The organism is Planktothricoides sp. SR001 (assembly GCF_001276715.1).
GTDB lineage: Bacteria > Cyanobacteriota > Cyanobacteriia > Cyanobacteriales > Laspinemataceae > Planktothricoides > Planktothricoides raciborskii.
On sequence record NZ_LIUQ01000023.1, the window covers coordinates 81,174 to 99,860 of the forward strand.

General features: G+C 44.8%; 16 protein-coding genes, 3 tRNA genes and 1 pseudogene. 12 read left to right on the plus strand and 8 right to left on the minus strand.

Translation table 11 applies throughout. The features are described 5' to 3' along the window. Nucleotides 1-99 precede the first annotated feature (99 nt). Complete coding sequence (locus AM228_RS15120; RefSeq protein ID WP_156331815.1) at nucleotides 100-1,725, minus strand: hypothetical protein; 1,626 nt, start codon at nucleotides 1,723-1,725, stop codon at nucleotides 100-102. A gap of 172 nt (nucleotides 1,726-1,897) precedes the next feature. On the opposite strand from AM228_RS15120, the gene AM228_RS15125 reads away from it, so the two are divergent. Beyond that, complete coding sequence (locus AM228_RS15125; protein WP_054466933.1) at nucleotides 1,898-3,022, plus strand: metallophosphoesterase; 1,125 nt, start codon at nucleotides 1,898-1,900, stop codon at nucleotides 3,020-3,022. A 55-nt stretch (nucleotides 3,023-3,077) separates the two neighbouring features. On the opposite strand, the gene AM228_RS15130 is transcribed toward AM228_RS15125, so the two are convergent. Beyond that, on the minus strand, nucleotides 3,078-4,295 hold the full coding sequence (locus tag AM228_RS15130) for an FIST N-terminal domain-containing protein (RefSeq protein ID WP_082348890.1): 1,218 nt from the start codon (nucleotides 4,293-4,295) through the stop codon (nucleotides 3,078-3,080). A 306-nt stretch (nucleotides 4,296-4,601) separates the two neighbouring features. Next, the gene (locus AM228_RS32780) at nucleotides 4,602-4,742 is read right to left on the minus strand and encodes a hypothetical protein (protein WP_156331816.1); all 141 of its coding nucleotides are present in this window, start codon (nucleotides 4,740-4,742) and stop codon (nucleotides 4,602-4,604) included. 58 nt (nucleotides 4,743-4,800) lie between these two features. Between AM228_RS32780 and AM228_RS15135 the strand changes: the two genes are divergently transcribed. Continuing rightward, the gene (locus AM228_RS15135; protein ID WP_054466935.1) at nucleotides 4,801-5,022 is read left to right on the plus strand and encodes a Calvin cycle protein CP12; all 222 of its coding nucleotides are present in this window, start codon (nucleotides 4,801-4,803) and stop codon (nucleotides 5,020-5,022) included. A 230-nt stretch (nucleotides 5,023-5,252) separates the two neighbouring features. Continuing rightward, nucleotides 5,253-5,846: a DUF3177 family protein gene (locus AM228_RS15140; RefSeq protein WP_231636809.1), complete on the plus strand. Its 594-nt coding sequence runs from the start codon at nucleotides 5,253-5,255 to the stop codon at nucleotides 5,844-5,846. Between the two features lie 112 nt (nucleotides 5,847-5,958). Here AM228_RS15140 and AM228_RS15145 read toward each other — a convergent pair whose 3' ends face one another. Together AM228_RS15145 and rimO are read right to left on the minus strand one after the other, a co-directional pair. Then, on the minus strand, nucleotides 5,959-7,371 hold the full coding sequence (locus tag AM228_RS15145; RefSeq protein ID WP_054466936.1) for a DEAD/DEAH box helicase: 1,413 nt from the start codon (nucleotides 7,369-7,371) through the stop codon (nucleotides 5,959-5,961). A 296-nt stretch (nucleotides 7,372-7,667) separates the two neighbouring features. Further along, nucleotides 7,668-8,987 carry a 30S ribosomal protein S12 methylthiotransferase RimO gene (rimO, locus tag AM228_RS15150; RefSeq protein ID WP_054466952.1) on the minus strand — a complete coding sequence of 440 codons (1,320 nt, stop codon included), beginning with the start codon at nucleotides 8,985-8,987 and terminating at the stop codon, nucleotides 7,668-7,670. Between the two features lie 309 nt (nucleotides 8,988-9,296). On the opposite strand from rimO, the gene AM228_RS34280 reads away from it, so the two are divergent. From AM228_RS34280 to AM228_RS15170, 4 genes are all read left to right on the plus strand, one after another. Then, complete coding sequence (locus AM228_RS34280) at nucleotides 9,297-9,437, plus strand: hypothetical protein (RefSeq protein WP_054466937.1); 141 nt, start codon at nucleotides 9,297-9,299, stop codon at nucleotides 9,435-9,437. A gap of 648 nt (nucleotides 9,438-10,085) precedes the next feature. After that, nucleotides 10,086-11,279, plus strand: a complete 1,194-nt coding sequence (locus tag AM228_RS15160; RefSeq protein WP_054466953.1) for a hemolysin family protein — start codon at nucleotides 10,086-10,088, stop codon at nucleotides 11,277-11,279. 150 nt (nucleotides 11,280-11,429) lie between these two features. Then, nucleotides 11,430-11,514: transfer RNA gene (locus AM228_RS15165), tRNA-Tyr, on the plus strand. 52 nt (nucleotides 11,515-11,566) lie between these two features. Further along, nucleotides 11,567-11,638: transfer RNA gene (locus AM228_RS15170), tRNA-Thr, on the plus strand. A gap of 278 nt (nucleotides 11,639-11,916) precedes the next feature. On the opposite strand, the gene AM228_RS15175 is transcribed toward AM228_RS15170, so the two are convergent. Next, a tRNA-Arg gene (locus AM228_RS15175) sits at nucleotides 11,917-11,990 on the minus strand. A 419-nt stretch (nucleotides 11,991-12,409) separates the two neighbouring features. On the opposite strand from AM228_RS15175, the gene AM228_RS15180 reads away from it, so the two are divergent. The 4 genes from AM228_RS15180 to AM228_RS15195 all read left to right on the plus strand — a co-directional run bounded on the left by AM228_RS15180 (nucleotide 12,410) and on the right by AM228_RS15195 (nucleotide 16,309). Then, on the plus strand, nucleotides 12,410-13,078 hold the full coding sequence (locus tag AM228_RS15180) for an Npun_F0813 family protein (RefSeq protein ID WP_054466938.1): 669 nt from the start codon (nucleotides 12,410-12,412) through the stop codon (nucleotides 13,076-13,078). A 158-nt stretch (nucleotides 13,079-13,236) separates the two neighbouring features. Next, on the plus strand, nucleotides 13,237-14,169 hold the full coding sequence (locus tag AM228_RS15185) for a hypothetical protein (protein WP_054466939.1): 933 nt from the start codon (nucleotides 13,237-13,239) through the stop codon (nucleotides 14,167-14,169). 471 nt (nucleotides 14,170-14,640) lie between these two features. After that, nucleotides 14,641-15,471 (plus strand): hypothetical protein, encoded by an 831-nt coding sequence (locus AM228_RS15190; RefSeq protein WP_054466940.1) that lies wholly within the window; start codon nucleotides 14,641-14,643, stop codon nucleotides 15,469-15,471. Between the two features lie 181 nt (nucleotides 15,472-15,652). Then, nucleotides 15,653-16,309, plus strand: coding sequence for a class I SAM-dependent methyltransferase (locus AM228_RS15195; protein ID WP_054466941.1), 657 nt, complete (start codon nucleotides 15,653-15,655; stop codon nucleotides 16,307-16,309). 949 nt (nucleotides 16,310-17,258) lie between these two features. On the opposite strand, the gene AM228_RS15200 is transcribed toward AM228_RS15195, so the two are convergent. After that, nucleotides 17,259-17,456, minus strand: coding sequence for a hypothetical protein (locus AM228_RS15200; RefSeq protein ID WP_054466942.1), 198 nt, complete (start codon nucleotides 17,454-17,456; stop codon nucleotides 17,259-17,261). A 48-nt stretch (nucleotides 17,457-17,504) separates the two neighbouring features. Here AM228_RS15200 and AM228_RS15205 point away from each other — a divergent pair, with 48 nt between their 5' ends. Continuing rightward, entirely contained in the window at nucleotides 17,505-18,356 is an 852-nt protein-coding gene (locus AM228_RS15205) for an SDR family oxidoreductase (RefSeq protein WP_054466943.1), read from the plus strand. Here the strand turns inward: AM228_RS15205 and AM228_RS34285 are convergent. Beyond that, a pseudogene (locus AM228_RS34285) lies at nucleotides 18,348-18,687 on the minus strand (ATPase); the annotation flags it as partial. The gene AM228_RS15205 and the pseudogene AM228_RS34285 overlap by 9 nt on opposite strands.

The window sequence follows — 18,687 nt, forward strand, 5'->3', positions numbered from 1 at the left end:
CTTCCCCTACACCCTACACCCTTCCCCCTACACCCTACACCCTACACCCTACACCCTACACCCTTCCCCCTACACCCCGCTTTGCTGCAACCCAAGCACTTATTTTGTGGGAAAGCGGGGCAATTCCACCGCTGCGAGAGATCGCCGTTTCTTGGCTGAACGTTCTGGATAAACCACAGGCGCTGGCCAATTTTGGGTCGGTTCCCCCCCTGGAGAATTCATCGGATTCATCGGCTTTATCGGCTCCGCCAATCCTAAAAGTTCCGGTAAATCACTATGGGAATTGGCTGAATTATCTCCTGAATTCGGCTGGAACTCAGTCCGGTAAGTCGATCCGACAACCACTGAAGTGCTTGCCAAAGTGGTTGCTAAGGCCTCATGGGAATTTGCCAGATCAGTCCCTTGGGCTGAGATAGGCAAATCAGCAGACTCGTGACCTTCTGACACCGACCCTGGGGGAAGACTGCCGTTGGCGGCTGGACTGACCATATCCCGAATCGTTTGAATTAAATTGTCTTCTTCCGGCCAGTTCAAAATCTGGTTTTGGGTTTCCTTGGTTTCCGGGCGGGGGCTCACCATTGGTAAACTCAATGAATTCGCCGACTGAAGCCGATCAGCGGCTGGTGCGGATCCAGGGGAGCAAGATGCGGACGGAGGCAACTCAGGTGTTTCCGTCATTCGCTCTAGTTTTTCCTCCAACTCAAACACCGATGTTTTTGAAGACGTTGTGTACCAAGGTTGAATCGGCACTGACTTAGGCACCACACCCCATGGAGACACCGCGATCGGTTCTTCCGTGCGGTCTGAGGCAATTTCCCCGGAAAAATCCTCTTCTAGATTCAGAGAATAATCCCTGGAATCAGTCACGGTGACGCCTTCAAGTTCTTTTTGCCGTGCGGATTGTTGATTTTCTAAAGATTTTTCTAAAGCGGCTTTAAACTGTAAAGATTGACGTTGTTGCCGATTTAAACGATCTCGTAACTCCCGGCAAGTATTGGCCGCTTGTAAGTTTAGGTGAACTTGTTGGTGATAAAGTTGCACAGTGGTGGCGCATTCTCGTTCCAGTTGGGCTAAACGCTCTTGACTTTGTTGCCATTTTTTGGATAAGTCAGCGATGCTGTAAAGCTGATCCTGAATTTTTTCTTGACAAACCGCTAACTCTTCCGTCAAATGCTTAATCTGCGCTTGCGCCGCCTGTAATGCGCGAGTTTTTTCGTCAAGCTGTGCTTGTTGGGCTTCAGCATTCAATTGTTGATCTTCTACAAAGCGCTGATATTGTGATAATAAATTTTCCAGATGTTCAATTTCTTCACACAATTCTGGTTCCCCAGAAGCCGATGGCTCCTCGCCTTTGGTGACAAGCTTTTGTGCCTCAATGATCTGGGCGATCGTCAATTTATAGTAGTCTAGAGGTAGTAAGTTAGGTGCCTCTGGTTCCACAGGTGTCACCTCCTCTTGTTCCAATTCCAAGTCATCCACACTCATAGCACCAGGAAAATTCACCGTTTCCCAAGATGAGTCCTCGGTTGACTCTTCTGGAGTCATAGCCGATGAGTCAATATTTTTGGCAGTCTTGGCCAAAATCTCCCTGGTTTTGGCATTGGTAGATGGCGGTAAACCGGATTGACTGCTTCGATTGCTAGAAATGGGCGCGATCAAATCTGACAAATTTTCTGACAAATTTTCTGACAAATTGTCGGATTCATACATATCGAATTGACTCATCGTTGTCCTCTAGAACGCGATTAATTTTCAATTTAAGTCAGAAAGTTCTCAATCGTTCAAAAGCACAATCAACAGAACAATTAAAGAACCATTAAATAACCATTAAATAACCATTTAACACCAATTATTGTCCGCTATATCATCCAATTATAACTTTTTTAATCAATTACAAATGAATCTGAATTTTCGTTTTGCGATCGTCAGCGATCCTCATGTGGCTCTGCCTCATACCATTGAAAACAGTAAAAGTCCTTTTCATCTGATTGAAATTAGCATCCCAGCCCTCGAATTGGTATTCGAGCGTTTAGCTCAAGCCAACGCCAAAATTGATTTTCTCTTACTTACAGGAGATTTAACCCATCACGGGGAGCCAGATAACCATGCTTGGTTAGCTTCTCGGTTAGTTCGTTTGCCTTTTCCGGTTTATGTGATTCCGGGCAATCACGATATCCCTGTTTTAAAGTCAAATCATCAGTCGATTGGCTGGACAGAATTTGGCCACTACTACCAAAAATCTGGTTACGAGAATCCTGAATCCCTCTATTACACTTGTGAAATGCTCCCTGGAGTCCGATTAATTGCCTTAAATTCTAATATATTCGATGCCCAAGGCAATCAACTAGGGCGACTGGACGAAGCACAATTGCAATGGCTAGAAGATGTCTTGATCCGAGCCAATGCACACCAAGAACTCGTCTTGGTGATGGTGCATCATAATGTGGTGGAACATTTACCAGACCAATCCAACCATGCGATGGGGCGGCGGTATATGTTGGATAATGCGGGGGAACTCCGACAACTCCTGGCAAGATATGGGGTGCAGTTAGTATTTACAGGCCATTTACACGCCCAACATATTGCTTGTCAGCAGGGTTTGTACGATGTGACTACGGGGTCTTTAGTCAGTTATCCCCATCCCTATAGAATTTTAGAGTTTAGAACTGATGCCAGGGGAAGACAGACTTTACAGATTGCTTCCCATCGGGTGGAGTCCCTCCCCGCTTGGCCGGATCTGCCGGCGAAATCACGTCAATTAATGGCTGATCGCAGCTACCCATTTATGATGCGGCTGTTATCGGTTCCGCCGTTGAGTTTGCCCCAACCACTCTGCGAAGAATTCGCCCCGTTTTTGCGTTACTTTTGGGCAGATATTGCCTGCGGAGATGCTTGGTGTGATTTTCCCCAATTTCCCCCTAAAGTGCGTGAATATTTCCAAAGTTTCAGCAGCACAAACGGAAATGGGCAACCGATGATTAAAGATAACAACATCACCTTGGAACTGCACGCGCCTCGTTGAAGGGCGATCGGGCAATTGTCTGGGGTGGGGTGAAGTTTCTCTAAGATCATCCCGGTCAAGGTTGGCGGCAGATGCCAAACACTGAGGTATAGCCGTGGAGAAAAGTGCTGCCACCAACCGGCCCAATTTCGCCATTACAGAAAAATCCGCTCAAAGGCAAATTAGACAGATATTTGTGAAATAGTTTGGAATCAAAGTTAGGCTGACCATAGAGGTATTGTCCCCGTCCCAAACAAGAAAACATTAAAGCCCCGACGGCATTGGTTTTAAAGCTTTGTTCTTGATACCGCAACAGGAGCATTTCCAAGTCTTCGGCGGAAGTTTTCGCATCTCGTAAATGAAATTGAATCCGTTGCCCAGTTCGCACGCGATCGCCAATGGCAATCGCACCACTTCGGGGATCGACTCCAAGTAAATTTCTAATCAAAAAATCTCCCGGTGCCAACGCTTGTTTAAACTCATCCCGCACCACCCCGACAAATAAAGAATGCTGTGCCAGTTCTCGATCTGCTTCGGAAAGACTTTCGATCAGTTCTTGCAGCACGGCTAGGGGTGACTGGGGGGTGCCTGTATGGATCGTCGATTCTAATTCCGTGACAATATTGCGATCGCCCGAAACTACTCGGAAGGGTTCACCAATGGGACGACACCCTTGAGCCACAATCGTCGAAATCACAATATCACCGATCAAAGCTACTCCCACCGTCCCTTCTCGGTATATGCGATCGTGGCAGAACAACGCCACGGAGTTCATGGAAACTCCACCACTGGCGAGTCCACCAATTTTCACCGAACCGGAATAAGCAAAATCCAGTCCTTGCAACAGATCATTAATTCTGGCAGTCATGGGATCTGCTAACAGCACAAACTGAGGCTGATGGGCTTGAGGGACTCCTACGAGATCCACCCAGTCCGTCTGAGGACTATCTAAATCCGGCAACTCAGCGGCAGAAATATGAAATGTTTGCACCTCGACTCCAGGCAGATAGGCCAAGGTTAAACTAATCGCCGGTTTGCCTTCGAGTTCTTGGGTTGTGCCGTCCGGCGACATCCCCACAATCCCCGCGCCAGAACAGCCAATCACCTTGGGCTGACTTTTTAGTTTTTCCCGTAACAAAGGCATGACCCGGGAATATTCACTGGCAAAGGCTGAAGAAATAAAGATCAAAGCCAAAGACGCCGATCCGTCTAATTGTTGTTCAGCTTGTTCTATGACCTCATTCAGTGCGGCTTCCAGAGACGCACGGGTTGATAAGGCATTTGCCCACTTCATTCGGTTTGCCTGGGTCTGTTCCATCCTCGATCCTCTTCTTGGCTCTATTTTCAGGAATGCTTGATCTGCTTTTAGGGTTTATTGTAGAACTACACAGAATATATATAGTCTGGTAGAAAATATCGATCACTATTTAACGATCCCTATGTAACATAAGTTAACATATAGTAAAAGGTGGCTCTCACGGATACACTGTACACAAGAAAAGCCAACCGCGAGGATCCAATATTCCCTGATGAAAAGAGCGAATTTTAGGCATCCTTTGTTTGGTGTATCACCAAAAAAGAGCAGTTATCTTAGGGCTGACTAAGCCGTTCCCTGGGTTCCCAGAGATGAAATGAGCGTCACCGTGACTCCCATTCGTCTCAAAGTCAGGGAAAAGGGCTGACAAGCGATCGCCTCTAGGGTCAGGCAATCAGCCACTCTGGAGCGATTAATCAGGATCAAAGCATCATTAGTCAGTTCTCCTGACTAAAATGCCAAAGTTGTTGAGAATCAGGACATTATGAGCGATATCAAACAGGAACTCGAAAAAGAACTTCAAAATGCCCGCGCTGTTTGTGATGTCAATGGAGGGAATTCTGCGGAATGTGCAGCAGCTTGGGATGCAGTGGAAGAATTGCAAGCTGAAGCATCTCACCAAAAACAAGTCAAACCCAAAAATTCCTTTGAAAAATATTGTGATGATAATCCCGATGCTGCTGAGTGTCGGCTGTATGATGACTAAATCGGCTTAAGTCTTTTTATTAAATCATCCTGGCATCACTGACCCTCACAAGCAGCTAGATTTCTTGAGCGGAAATTCTAGCTGCTTGTATTTTTAGATTTTCCAGTAGCTGTAGCTTTAATTGTTATGCTTTGATGACTCAGAAATGTTGGTTGTCAAATATCTGGAGAACTGCCACATTCCTGGATAGTCACCACTCATCGATCTCTAATTTTACTGTCTAAAAAATTATGACCCTAACGGAACATCTAGTCTGGATGGACTACCGATTAGCGGTAATTTTTACCGTACTAATTCCTCTCATATTACTAATTTGGTCATTTACCGTAAAATCCGATGCAATTCAACATTTAGTCACAATTTATTGGAAAGTTTCCAGTTTATTAGCGATTACTGTTTATTTAATGATTGCGGCGTTACCGATTAGCTTTATTTCCGCGATCGCCGCTCGGATTTTGATTCCCATTTCTCTTTGGTTTTGGGTAGACCTCAACGAAGAAATTGAAGAGCAGCCCGATTCACTCTTGAAGCTTTCTTTCACCGCTTGGCGATGGGCGATGACCGTTTATATGACCGTGGGCGCATTGCTACAAATTCCCGTGACTCGCTGTGGATTTTGGCCTAAAAATATGATTTTAGGTGAACCATCTTGTCGCATTTGGTTAGATGCTCCTTGGGGCTATAAAGAAATGTTCCATGCTAACAGCAGTCCTGGTTTTTTGGGCTTTTTAGGAATTGTCGGCTTAATGTTTTATGCCATTTGTTTTACTTGGTTTGTAGTCGTTCGTTTGGGCAAACAAGGACGTTCAGCCACGGGCAATTAATTTAATCATTATTAATTAAAAAAATTGCCGTTCGCCCCAAAATGGATGCGGACAGGCAATTTTTTTACCTAAATTTTTTACCTAAATTCAGGATGAACCGATGAAATAAAGACTATTTCTGTTTAGAAGAAGATGAAGAAGTCTTCCGTAATTTAGGCTTAGGTGTTGATGTCTGTTTGTAAAATTCTTCATCCACAGCATCTAACTCATCATCTTTTTCGCTGAGAGCCGAAATCGGGCGAATTTTATCATAAGCCATTTGTAAAGCCGCTGCGGCGATCGCGTGCGGTTCATACTCCTCGCTCAACTGAGAAACAATCGGCAAGAAAGAAGCCAAGCGCTCTCCTTTCAGGGTTTCCAGCACTTGATTTTGCAGTTTTTCCAAATGCCGTGCTTCAATTTGCGAGCGACTCGGCAACGAGCGAATATATAATTTTTGCCCCACTTGCCGCTCAATTTGGGTCAGCTTGCGCCGGTCAAATGGCTGAATCAAAGAAATGGCCGTGCCTTCGCGACCTGCCCGTCCGGTACGCCCAATGCGGTGGATATAGCTTTCCACATTGTCCGGTAAATCATAATTAATCACATGAGTCAGGTGATCGATATCTAGCCCCCGTGCGGCGATATCCGTGGCCACAATCCAACGGACCTGCTGTTGGCGTAAACGGTTTAATAACCGTTCCCGTTGTGACTGATTCAAATCACCGTGGTATTCATCCGCACTGTAACCCATCGATTGTAGTTGACTGGTCAGTTCGGCTGCGGCTCGCCGTGTCCGCACAAAGATTAAAGCGGATTCCGGGTCTTCTAATTCTAAAATTGGGTAGAGTGCCCGCATTTTCGACCAGCCACGGGGCACCATGTACACCACTTGATTGATCCGTTTTGGAGTCGCTTTTGGCTGCTGAATCACCACCGTGACCGGATCCTTCAGGTGCTTTTGAATCAGGCGACGAATCGAGTCATCCATTGTCGCTGAGAAAAACGCGGTCTGGCGTTCTGGGGGTGACGCTTCCAGGATCCGTTCTACATCTTGAATAAAGCCCATGCTCAACATTTCATCGGCTTCATCCAGAACTAGATACTTCAGTTGATCCAGTTTCAGGCAGCCGCGATCGAGTAGATCCAGAATCCGACCGGGAGTGCCGACGATAATATCAATGCCCCGTTTTAAGCGTTGGATTTGGCGGTCAATAGCTTGACCTCCGTAAACCGACAACACTCGGATGCGACGATCTCCACTCAGATCGCGAATCGCATCAGTCACCTGTACCGCCAACTCACGAGTCGGAGTTAAAATCAGTGCTTGAACTTCCTGTCCTTCGGGACTCAGCCGCTCCAACATGGGTAGAGAAAACGCCGCCGTTTTCCCCGTCCCTGTTTGAGCTTTTCCTGCCACATCCCGACCGGCCAAGAGATGGGGAATAGCTTGAATTTGAATTTCTGTTGGGTTTTGGAAGCCTATTTTTTCTAAATGATTGACACGAGCTTCGGAAATACCGATAGTTTCAAAGGAAAGAGTCATTTAATCTCCTAACAACATTAGAATCAGAGCCAAGGCTGATTGATTGCAGCCTTTTCAGTAAATAAGTATTTGCTTTAACATCATTGACTGCCCAGAGATTGCCATCTTTTGTTGGTTTTTGAGCCAGCTTGCAGTCCAGAACACCGTTTAATAATTGATTAAATTAAAATGTATGTTGTGAACTGATCGAACATGAGAGCATCCCAGTACAGGGGCTCATTCATTGGGTTTTCAGCAACTCACTGGACGTTGCCAACCTTCAGCCTAGGCTAATGGTTGGCTATGGTCGCCCGGTCTTAGTCCGAAGCGACTTCACCATATAAGTCATAGACATCAGCGCCGGTGACAAGTACCGGGACGATCTCCCCAATACTCGCCTGACCCTGCACATAAACCAGTCCATCGACTTCTGGAGCAAATCTGGGACTACGACCAATAAATTCTCCAGTTTGGGGATTTTCTTGTTCAATCAAAACATTGACAATTTTGCCAACTTCTGCTTGATTTTTCTGCAAAGATATGGGTTGTTGAAGTCGCATCAGCGCATCCCGACGCTCCTCCATCGTTTCTTGAGCAACTTGGTTGGATAAGTGAGCCGCTGGGGTTCCTTCTTCCGGTGAAAAGGTGAAGACCCCGACATGATCAAATTCATGGCGTTGGACAAATTGCCACAAATGGTCAAAGTGTTCTTCGGTTTCCCCCGGAAAACCGACGATAAAACTGGTGCGGACTACCGCTTCTGGTAGCGCTGTTTTAATATTTTCCAGAATGCGATCGTTGACTCCAGCTTGCCAAGGACGATTCATCATTCGCAAAATCTCTGGATGAGAGTGCTGAAGTGGTAAATCTAAATATGGCAAAACATTGGGAGTTTCTTTGATCGCCGCAATCACTTGGGGGGTTAAGCCCGTGGGATAAGCGTAGTGAATCCGAATCCAAGGTACATCTACTTTCCCCAGGGCTCGGAGTAGTTCGGCTAGTACGCAACGCCCGTAGAGATCCAGGCCATAGTTGGTGGTGATTTGAGAGATTAGGATAATCTCTTGCACCCCCTGGGATGCCAGTTGTTCGGCTTCAGCGACAATCGATTCTATGGGGCGCGATCGCTGATTGCCGCGTAAATGCGGAATGATACAAAAAGAACAGCGATAATCACACCCTTCTGCTACCCGTAGATAAGCAAACGGTTCAGGAGTTGTGCGATAACGGGGAACCGTTTCGTCAGCCAGATAAGTGGGTTCGGCGGAAACTTCTTTAACCCTTTCTCCTGCTTCAGCGCGAGTAATAACATCAACAATCTTATGATAGTCGCCTGTACCGACTACGGCTACTGCTTCTGGCAATTCTTCGAGCAATTCTGCTTGGAAGTGTTGGGCCATGCAGCCGGTAATCACAATCTTTTTATTGTCTTCCGCCAGTTCCACCAGGGTCCGAACGGATTCAGCCCGGGCGGCTTCAATAAAACTACAGGTATTTACGATTACATAGTCTGCGAGTTCTTCGTTGGCATCGACTTCGTAGCCAGCGGATACTAGCAGACCGAGCATATGTTCTGTATCGATGCGATTTTTTTCGCATCCTAAGTGAGATATGGCAATAATTGGCTTTTTGCCCATGCAGTCGGCTTGTCTATGAATAATATCTGCCTCAAATGGAGCTTTTTTGCTCTTCATTCATATATCTTAACCAAAATACACCAAGACTGGTTTGACTACAAGCAAGATTTTCATGCCTGTTTGGTAAATTACACTCTATGATTGGGAAGGTTACTGGGGAAATTTACTCAAGGATGATGCAGCAGTCTGCCCAAATCCTGAAGTAAAATCAATTATATAGATTGCTACGCAGACTCAGACAGCGATTGTCTGTGCCGGTCTGCGCTGTACAATCTCTGAAATTTTTTCCCTTATGGGAGCAAATCCGCCATGTCAGACTTTAACCGAGGAATTATGAAATTTGACGGAGCCGATCGCCAAGGGGCGATCGCTCTATCCGCTGTAATCATTTTAGGCAGCATTGGCTGCCTAATCGCTTGGGCTGTCCAAGCTGCCTACTCATTTAATTAAAATGCTTCCCGGCTACTCCGACTAGATTCGGCATCGCCATCATCTTTGACCATTCAAGAAACCGGGTTGAAAGGGTTAACTCTTGCCACCCAAGCAAAACTTAACCCTCGCCTCTGCGGGGGCAGGCTTAAGAAACCCGGTTTCTGAATTTAATTCTACTTTAAGTGATTTTTATGGCATGGCATAAAAAAGTGGCAAAAGTGAGCGCATATCAGCAAAAAATCTGTCTCACTAATTGTCCGACAAGATTTGTAAAATTCAATAATTTCAATAATTTCCATGAATTAACCAGATTTATCTGGCAGCAACATCGTCCTGTTCGGTGATATTTGCTTAATTGTTTTGATTGATACGTAAGTTACTTACTCAGAAATTTTTCTCATTTTAGTGATAAGCTTAGGCCAAGAAATAGTCACTTAGGTAATGGTGAGGATGGTCGGTGGCTGGATCTTGAGAGTGTAGTCATTTGTTAAGATATGCTCACAATTCAGTGATTCCCTCCGGGACACTTCGTGAACGCAGTTCGAGCATCTTCCCTGAACCCACCTGACCATTGAACGACTTTGGATAAACTGAACACACAGATTTCCAGTTTCTCAGGACTGATTTGATTAAGATTGATAATTGCACATTCATTCACCGGCCAAAGTGATTTCTTCCCCGATTTCGTTTTACCTTTTAGCTGCCTCAGAAATCCGCCCCCTCTTGGGCAATATTTGGATTGATCTTGGGGTCTTGGTTTTGATGGTGACTTGTTCGGCTTTTTTCTCTGGATCGGAAACCGCAATTACAGCGCTGGATAATCTGAAACTGAGAGCTTTAATCAAAGAACAGGGAGACCCCAACCGGATCTTTACTCTGGTGCTCCATAAACGGAGTCGGTTTATTACGACCTTGTTAATCGGCAATAACCTGGTCAATAATTTTTCGGCGATTCTCACGAGCAACCTTTTTGCGATTTGGGTAGGGCCTGCGGGGTTGGGACTCGCCACGGCTGCAATTACCTTGTTGTTGTTGATTTTTGGGGAAATTACGCCCAAGTCTCTGGCTATCAATAATGTGATTCCCTTGTTTAAACTGGCCGTTCCCCCAGTTTATGGTTTGTCCCGACTCCTCTCGGCCTTTGGAATTGTCCAGTTTTTGGAAAAAATTACTCAGACGATCATTAATTTGGTTCAACGCAACGCCGTACAACCAGGGGAGTCGGTTAAAGATTTACAGTTAATGATCGAAATTCTGGGGGGCAAGGGTCAGTTAGATTTGTATAAACATCGACTCTTGAACAAAGCCCTGATGCTGGATAGCCTCAGTGCCAGAGAAGTGGTGAAACCTCGGATTGAGATGCGGACGATTTCCCATCAAGCCACAGTGGAAGATTTGGTTGATTTGTGTCTGGAGACGGGATATTCTCGGATTCCCGTCCAAGAAGAATCGAAAGATCGCATTGTCGGGGTGGTTCATTTGAAGCAAGCTTTACCCTATTTGGGCAATTGGCAAGGAGAAGCGGATCGTGGAGATCGCCCCTCTACATCCGCTTCATTCGGCACCAGTTTGCCGGTGACGGAATTAATGGATCCTCCGGTTTATGTTCCAGAAACTAAGCGGGTGGCGGATTTACTTAAGGAAATGCTCCAACAACGATTCCATATTGCCATTGTTGTGGATGAATACGGTGGCACCGTGGGATTAGTGACCTTAGAAGATATTCTCGAAGAACTGGTGGGGGAAATCTATGATGAAAGTGATTTTCCCTTGCGCGATCGCACCCAATCTGGTCAGTCGAGTAAATCATCATCGGGGCGTTCTGCCCGAACTAAGGGCAATCAAGCCGACAAGCCTTAACCATCAGCCTTTGCGGGCATCAAACCATCCTCTCTGAAGAAATCATCCAGGGATTTAATCAGCGCCCGGGAACTATCAAAAAAAAATTTTTTGTAAAAACAGTTGCATTTCAAAATTTTTGTGCTAGGATATATAACTGTGGGTTCAAAAGGGTCGGTGCCCGAGAGGTTAATGGGGGCGGACTGTAAATCCGCTGGCTACGCCTACGCTGGTTCAAATCCAGCCCGGCCCACCACAAACCAAATATGGGTTTATTTATATTTCTAAACCTGGTTTAAAGTACCAGCGCCCGTGTAGCTCAGTGGTAGAGCACACCCTTGGTAAGGGTGAGGTCACGAGTTCAATCCTCGTCACGGGCTTTTAAATTATTTCCTTACAGCATAAGGCTTGTAGAGGGTTAACTTCATTGATAATATTATCCGTTAACCTATATTTCACTGATTAGCACTTGAGCATAATACAGCAAAACAAGGGTATTTACGGGAATATGGGAATAGTTTCCCCTGATCATGGCATCGCTCTATCAAGGGATCTATCTAGGGGCAAGCCATTGAACCGATCGCCGATAGGGGTCATAGTCTGGTCATAGTCGCGATCGCCCATGAGCGGGTTTATCAAGGTTTCCAGATATTTTGAACGGGTGCGACAGGATTCGAACCTGTGACAAACGGATTAGAAGTCCGCTACTCTATCCATCTGAGTTACGCACCCAAGCGATCGTGCTGGTATAGTATATCACGATTTTCGCCAATTTGGATCTAAAAAAAGATCAAACAAGGTTTGCGATACCTTTCACATTAATATATGGTATCAAAATATGTCCATAGTGGTCTAAGAAATCAAAAATATGAGCGATCGCCTCCAGGAGGGAACTGAGAACAGTCTGATCCAAGATAGTGATAAATGTACAGTAAAGCAGTAAATTATGAATCAGGCAACTGTCTCCGTAAAATCATCAATCCATTGGTGAGCCGACGGAGACAACATTCTCCGGCAGACCGCCTCTCACTGATTAAACGTCTCAGGCGCAGGCGACTGTCCAGAGAATCACCTTGTCATTCCCGCGAAGGCGGGAACACCCAAGGGCTATTGTAGCCCAGGCAAGCCACAAAGATTTAATTGGCAGTGTCATGTTTATTCTGAAACGGCAGGATGTTGAAATCTCTAGTGTTCAGCACCCCAAAACGGGTCAGCAGATTCCAATTCTGAACTATCAAGGTCAAAGCTTTCGTTTGATTAACGTATTTGGTGCGGCTCAAGCGGAAGAGGCAAGAGCTTTCTGGCGGGATCTGACTGATAACCGTGGGAAAGCTTGTGTCCTGCTCGAAGAGCCTGACAGATACAGTGTTTGGGGAAAAATAAAAATAGAACAACTTGGTGACGACACCAGCGGGGCTGGAACGGCATCTACCGCCGTGTTGACCCAAGCTTCTTTACTACTAATGCAAGCGGTGTACTTCGATATTGAAGATTTGCTTGGCAACCGGCAAGCTTCTGCCTTTCAGAAGGACATTGCTCAAATCATGCAAAAGTGGAAATTCCCCCAAGTCGATTCTCCCAAGGCGGTGAGTCAGCTACTTGAGATGAATCCTTTAGAAGACAAGATGCCCGCATGGCAGGAGCATCATATAACTACCTTGTTGCAAGAACTCTTTAATCTTGGCAAACAATATTTTGGCAATGACAGCTTTACTGCTGGAGCCGTTGATGCCTTGGAAGACTTGCAACAAAGTGAGCGCAAGCAGTTTGTTGATTGGATGAATCAATATCCCCTAGGTAAGCTCTGGGGAACAGATTAAATCACAATCTGTAACAATTGATCCGGAACTCCCAGGACAAATAGGATTGATCTGAACCCGATCCTGGATTCCGCCTGAAGAAGCGAGAACCGCAAAGTTATATCCATTCATATGTCTTTGCGATCCGCAAACAGCGAGTTAACCTTTTGGGATGTCCTATGCGTACAAGCTCAGAAAAGTTAAGCAGTTCTCAACCGTTGCTATCAGCCCAAAATTTGATTGTCGCCGGCATTGCTTGGGCGGTCTTTGCTCTGTTGTTTTTTCTGCTATTCAGTGTTACTCCTCCCGGTGAGGAACGACCGCTTTGGTATTCAATTGGTACTTTGATTTTTGAAGTGGTCGCATTTTTGGCCGGAGGCATTCTGTGTTTGAGAAATTGGCGTTCTCCACAGGTGGTCAGCGGACGGACGGTTTGGCTGGCAATTGGGATCGGGCTGCTGTCATACGCGATCGGCGATATATTGTTTGGCTGCTGGGAACTAATTTGGCAGTTACAGCCAGATGTGACTTTGGGAGATATATTTTTTCTGATTACCTATATCTGTCTGGGTTGGGGCATGGTATTGGCAGTTCTCTCCAAGCGCGTCAACCTGGAAATTTGGCAGTGGGCAGTATTACTGGGAATTGCCGCCCTCGGTATTGCTTTCGCCTTTTGGGTTTCTATGCCCACAGAAGGTGCTTTGACTGCAACTGAAGCGGTCATTCCCGAATTTTCCACCACTGCCCCAAGGATCATCTTGGCCATTGATACCGAATTGTCCAAATATTCCTACTATGTAGGACTATTTTATGTAGTCGCTGATGTATTTCTCTTGATTATTGCCACAGCGCTGCTTTTGGCCTTTTGGGGCGGTAAATTTTCCCAATCTTGGCAAATGATCGCCGCAGCGACTTTTTCCCTTTATATTGCGGATATGTGGTTTAAATACGCCGATAGATCGATTGAAAATTATCAAAGTGGCAACCTTTTGGAAGTGTTTTGGATTTTCTCTCCAGTGCTGTTTGGTATTGGTGCGGTTTTGGAATATCACATTTCCACTCGTTCCCGTCAAGGCCGACGCCGACGAGGTGGATCTTCCTCTTCTAGTTGATCCGATCTTTGAATTGTCCTTGAATTGCCGATCCGGAGTGTGAGATTTCCTGCCGATCAGGAGATTTTGATCTCCGGATTATTTTTTTCGGGAGGTCAGCTTCTCAGCTTCTCAGCCAGATTTCTGCGGCTGAAAGGTGAAAGCTCAAAGCTAATAGCTTGTCGTAATGTCATTGGTTATTGGTTATTAGTTATTGGTTATTGGTTTGAGGGAACGGGGAACGGTCTGTAGGGGTTCCATTGCGAAGCATTAGTCGTAAGACTATATGGCCATTCGCCCCTACAGTAGAGAGACAAACGACTTTCGGAGAAATGACAAGTATAAATAAAGATGTCAATGTTCTATTTGAGATAAAATCTTGATATAATTAACTTTTTCCGTTTGGTATTATATTGAAAGATCCCGCGCTGCGTGGCGCAAATTATATTAATTGGGTAATAGCAACAAGATTCTCTTAACTACAGAGGCGGCATGAGTTCTCGAAAATTATCTGATTCTGACAAATGCGATATCATCGAACTTTATCGACAGCCGGGAGAAACTACTTTAACCTTGGCTAGTCGCTATGGGGTGAGTAGTTCGACGATTAGCCGCATCCTCAAAAGCAGTTTATCTGAGCATGAATATGAAACCCTAATTCAAGAGAAGCGATCGGGCCGTGTAGTCCCGACAGCCCCTGAATTAGAGGTAGTATCACCTCTCGCAGACAACCGCCGTCCGAGAAAGCGTTCTTCGGTGACGAATGAATCACAAGGGTTATTCGATTCTGGCACTCAACTGAGTCTGTTAGATCAAGCAGAGATCGAAAGTTCCCGTGATGATGATGTAGACGAGATTTATCAAGCAGAAGCCAGCACTTTACATGAAATGCTGGGCGAAGATTTGCTCGATGATGATGATATTGATGATGAGGATGATGACGACTATGATGATGAGGATGATGAGGAGGATAATGAACCATACATTAGTGGGCCTCGGAAAATTTCTCAAACCGTCGTCGAAGTCCTGCCGATTAAAAATGCTGAGTTACCCAGACCTTGTTATATTGTGGTAGACCGAGGTGGGGAGTTGATTACTCGTCCTTTGGGAGATTTTAGTGAACTGGGAAAAATTTCTTTAAATGAATTCCAGCAAAGAACTTTGCCGGTTTTTGATAATCATCGAGTGGCGAGACGATTTTCTAATCGAAATCAGCGGGTGATTAAGGTTCCCGATGGGGGGATGTTGCAAAAAACGGCTCCCTATTTGGAGGCAAAAGGAATTAGCCGCTTGTTGGTGGATGGTCAAGTGTATTCTCTCTAGGGTTAATTCCCTGGTCAAGAAGGCGATCTTGTTCCCTTGATTTTCCTTGGGCAAATCGCCGCCATTGACTGTTCTAATCCCTTCTGGTGCTGGTTGAACTGGACTTAGCAACACTCAACCAGTAAATTTCTATATAAAATAGAAAATCATTATTCATTGTTTTTACCTTGACTGATTACTCATGTTGCTTGCACCGATTCAACGTTGTAAATTAGACGAGTCTGATGATACGCTGTTTTATTCCTATCCCCGATTTGTCACCCATGTGGATGACGGGTTTATCGACCAACTGACCAATGTATATCGAGAACGTCTAAAACCGAATACTCGGATTTTGGATCTGATGAGTAGCTGGGTTTCCCATTTGCCCGATGAGATGGATTTTTCTCATGTAGAAGGTCACGGGTTGAATCAGGCTGAACTGGCAAAAAATACCCGCTTTGATCATTATTTTTTGCAGGATTTGAATAAAAATCCTCAACTGCCTTTACCCGATCAAAGTTTTGATGCGGTGTTGAATGCGGTTTCGGTGCAGTATTTACAATACCCAGAAGCGGTGTTTCACGAAATTCATCGAATTCTCAAACCCGGTGGGGTGGCGATTGTGAGTTTTTCTAATCGGATGTTTTACCACAAGGCGATTCAAGCATGGCGAGATGGTTCGGAGGCGAATCGGGTTGAGTTGGTGAAAGGCTATTTTAATTCCGTACAAGGATTTAAAAAATTTAGCGTTCCTGAAGTGATTGCGGTGCGATCGGAGGTGCCGAGTTTTCTTCAGTTTTTCGGGATGGCTGGAGGAGATCCTTTTTATGCGGTGATTGCCTATCGCACCGCTTAATGATTTTCAGTTTCGGCGATCGCTCAATCAGCGGGGATAATGATTAGACAATTCTGGCAAACAGGACGGATCGATCCCCCCAACCCCCCGATAAGAGCGCCAATCGGCTTTTTAGCTTGGGAAAGCATTTTTGTCTATTAATTAGGGTTATGGGGATATACCTCCGGGGGGCGATCGCCTTAAATTCCCCCTGCAATTATCTGTTGATTGGGTCAGAATTCACCTTTCATTTCCCCTGCAATCATCTGTTGATTGGGTCAAAATGTGGGTAATTGCAATAGACCTATTGCTTTTTGTCAATGGTAATGGGGATAATTTAATTAACCTCATAAATCCGAGACTCCTAAACTTGAATCAAGTATCAGGTTATGGGATAGTCTCTGATTAGAGAAAGCCAAGCCATCAGCAATTTATGCCATCAGGGTCATCTTTTTCTCAATTTTTTTTCAAAACAATATTCAGGGAAGAGATTCGGCAATTTACTCTTCACTGTTGATGCTTTATTTGTGAAAAATTATTTCTCAAAAATTATTCGGCGATCGCTTCATCGCCTCATCAGCAAGTTTTTTGTCATCATGGAAATAGACAAACAACCAGGTTTTTGTCAGAAACCTGATTGTTTGTTTTCTGGTTATTTGTTTATTTTGACTCAGAAAAAATATTTGGAGTGATTTGCTGATCGATCACGCTGATTTTTGAGAAAACATGATAGGCTAAAATCTCGTACAAAACTCTTGCAAAAAAGGTTTGATTTATCCAATGGGAGTAAAAAAAATGGGTTTTTGCAATAACCCTCTTGCCTTTTGGTAAATCCCTTTGCCATAATCAGAACATAGGTAAATAACCTAGATGTCAATCACTTGAGTCATCACTGACTACTACCAGCAGGATCCATTAAAAAACCATCGGGGTGCTTTCTAAAAGGAAATAACAGTTACCATTTTTTTATTTAGGTGGCTTTTAGTTGACGATTCGCTAAATTTGAGTTGGGGAAAAGTGTAACTTTCCCCAATTTTTTTGTGGCGGCAATTTTTGCTTCTGAATATTTGATTTGGATAGAATTTTCACGATCGTCGAGCATCATGTCACTGAAGCATAACTTTTGGCGTCCGGGTTGATGGCGACAATCTGTTAAAATGACCGGCATATGTTTAGGGCGATCGCTGCCTGAATTTTGCTATCATCAGGAGACTTTATGACCACCAAAGAAAATCAGGGAAAAAATCGCGTTTTAGTGGTGGGGGCTACCGGAGGGGTGGGACAGCTTACGGTGGGCAAATTGTTAGAAAAAGGCTTTTTCGTCCGAGTTTTAGTGCGAGATGCGGTTGCAGCCCAGAAAATGTTTAATGATTCCTTAAATCACCGGGTAGAAATTGTTTTAGGTGATATCCGCGATCGCGCCACTTTGTCCCCGGCAATGGAAAATATTGACTATATTATTTGTTGTACCGGAACCACGGCTTTTCCTTCGAGTCGATGGGAGTTTGAGAGTATCAACCAAGGGCAGCGATTACCGGGTTTCTTAGAATGGCTGAAAATATATTTTAATCGGGATTATTGCATTTCTCAGGCCAAGAATAGCCCGGATAAAGTGGATGCAGAGGGAGTGAGTAACCTGGTAGAGGTTGCCGCCAAAGATTTACGGAGGTTTGTTTTTGTGTCTTCTTGTGGCATTTTGCGGAAAGAAAAACCCCCTTTTAGTATTTTAAATCGTTTCGGAGTTTTGGATGCAAAAGAAAAAGGCGAAAAGGCGATCGCCAACTCAGGAATTCCTTACACAATTATTCGGCCAGCCAGACTCATTGACGGCCCATTTACCTCTTATGATTTAAATACCTTATTAAAGGCCACTACCGAGGGAAAACTGGGATTGGTCATCGGCACAGGCGATATTTTATCAGGGCAAACCAGTCGCATTGATGTAGCCACTGCTTGTGTCGAATGTCTTAGTCACCCAGAAACAGAAAATACCGTATTTGAGTTAATTAATCAGGGGGAAAGACCTGCCCAAATTGACTGGAAATATCTTTTTTCTCAATTAAAGTGAATTCTGTTGCAACTGTTTAAATACAGGATTTACAAGCAACCGCGATCGCCCTCCCTCTGATATTTTTTCTACTAAGCCCCGTCTGCCTAATGATTGCATGGCTTCGGTTAATTCTGATTTGGCAAATTCCCGTAATCCAGGTGGTTGAGAAATATCTACGGCTTCATATTCTGAAAACCTGGATATGACTTTTTTTTCTAACTCCGATAAACGGTCTAAGTGAGATTCGAGAATGGGGGATAAGTCGCCGATAAATATCTCCTCTTGGTCGGCTAAAAATAAAGAAACGCTACCATCAAATAGTTCTAGTATCGTTGAGGCGATGATATTT

Excerpts from the sequence above, each read along its gene's own strand:
- AM228_RS15120 (WP_156331815.1), bottom strand. The coding sequence starts at position 1,725 with ATGAGTCAATTCGATATGTATGAATCCGACAATTTGTCAGAAAATTTG.
- AM228_RS15125 (WP_054466933.1), top strand. The coding sequence starts at position 1,898 with ATGAATCTGAATTTTCGTTTTGCGATCGTCAGCGATCCTCATGTGGCT.
- AM228_RS15130 (WP_082348890.1), bottom strand. The coding sequence starts at position 4,295 with ATGAAGTGGGCAAATGCCTTATCAACCCGTGCGTCTCTGGAAGCCGCA.
- AM228_RS15135 (WP_054466935.1), top strand. The coding sequence starts at position 4,801 with ATGAGCGATATCAAACAGGAACTCGAAAAAGAACTTCAAAATGCCCGC.
- AM228_RS15140 (WP_231636809.1), top strand. The coding sequence starts at position 5,253 with ATGACCCTAACGGAACATCTAGTCTGGATGGACTACCGATTAGCGGTA.
- AM228_RS15145 (WP_054466936.1), bottom strand. The coding sequence starts at position 7,371 with ATGACTCTTTCCTTTGAAACTATCGGTATTTCCGAAGCTCGTGTCAAT.
- rimO (WP_054466952.1), bottom strand. The coding sequence starts at position 8,987 with ATGGGCAAAAAGCCAATTATTGCCATATCTCACTTAGGATGCGAAAAA.
- AM228_RS34280 (WP_054466937.1), top strand. The coding sequence starts at position 9,297 with ATGTCAGACTTTAACCGAGGAATTATGAAATTTGACGGAGCCGATCGC.
- AM228_RS15180 (WP_054466938.1), top strand. The coding sequence starts at position 12,410 with ATGTTTATTCTGAAACGGCAGGATGTTGAAATCTCTAGTGTTCAGCAC.
- AM228_RS15185 (WP_054466939.1), top strand. The coding sequence starts at position 13,237 with ATGCGTACAAGCTCAGAAAAGTTAAGCAGTTCTCAACCGTTGCTATCA.
- AM228_RS15190 (WP_054466940.1), top strand. The coding sequence starts at position 14,641 with ATGAGTTCTCGAAAATTATCTGATTCTGACAAATGCGATATCATCGAA.
- AM228_RS15195 (WP_054466941.1), top strand. The coding sequence starts at position 15,653 with ATGTTGCTTGCACCGATTCAACGTTGTAAATTAGACGAGTCTGATGAT.
- AM228_RS15200 (WP_054466942.1), bottom strand. The coding sequence starts at position 17,456 with ATGCCGGTCATTTTAACAGATTGTCGCCATCAACCCGGACGCCAAAAG.
- AM228_RS15205 (WP_054466943.1), top strand. The coding sequence starts at position 17,505 with ATGACCACCAAAGAAAATCAGGGAAAAAATCGCGTTTTAGTGGTGGGG.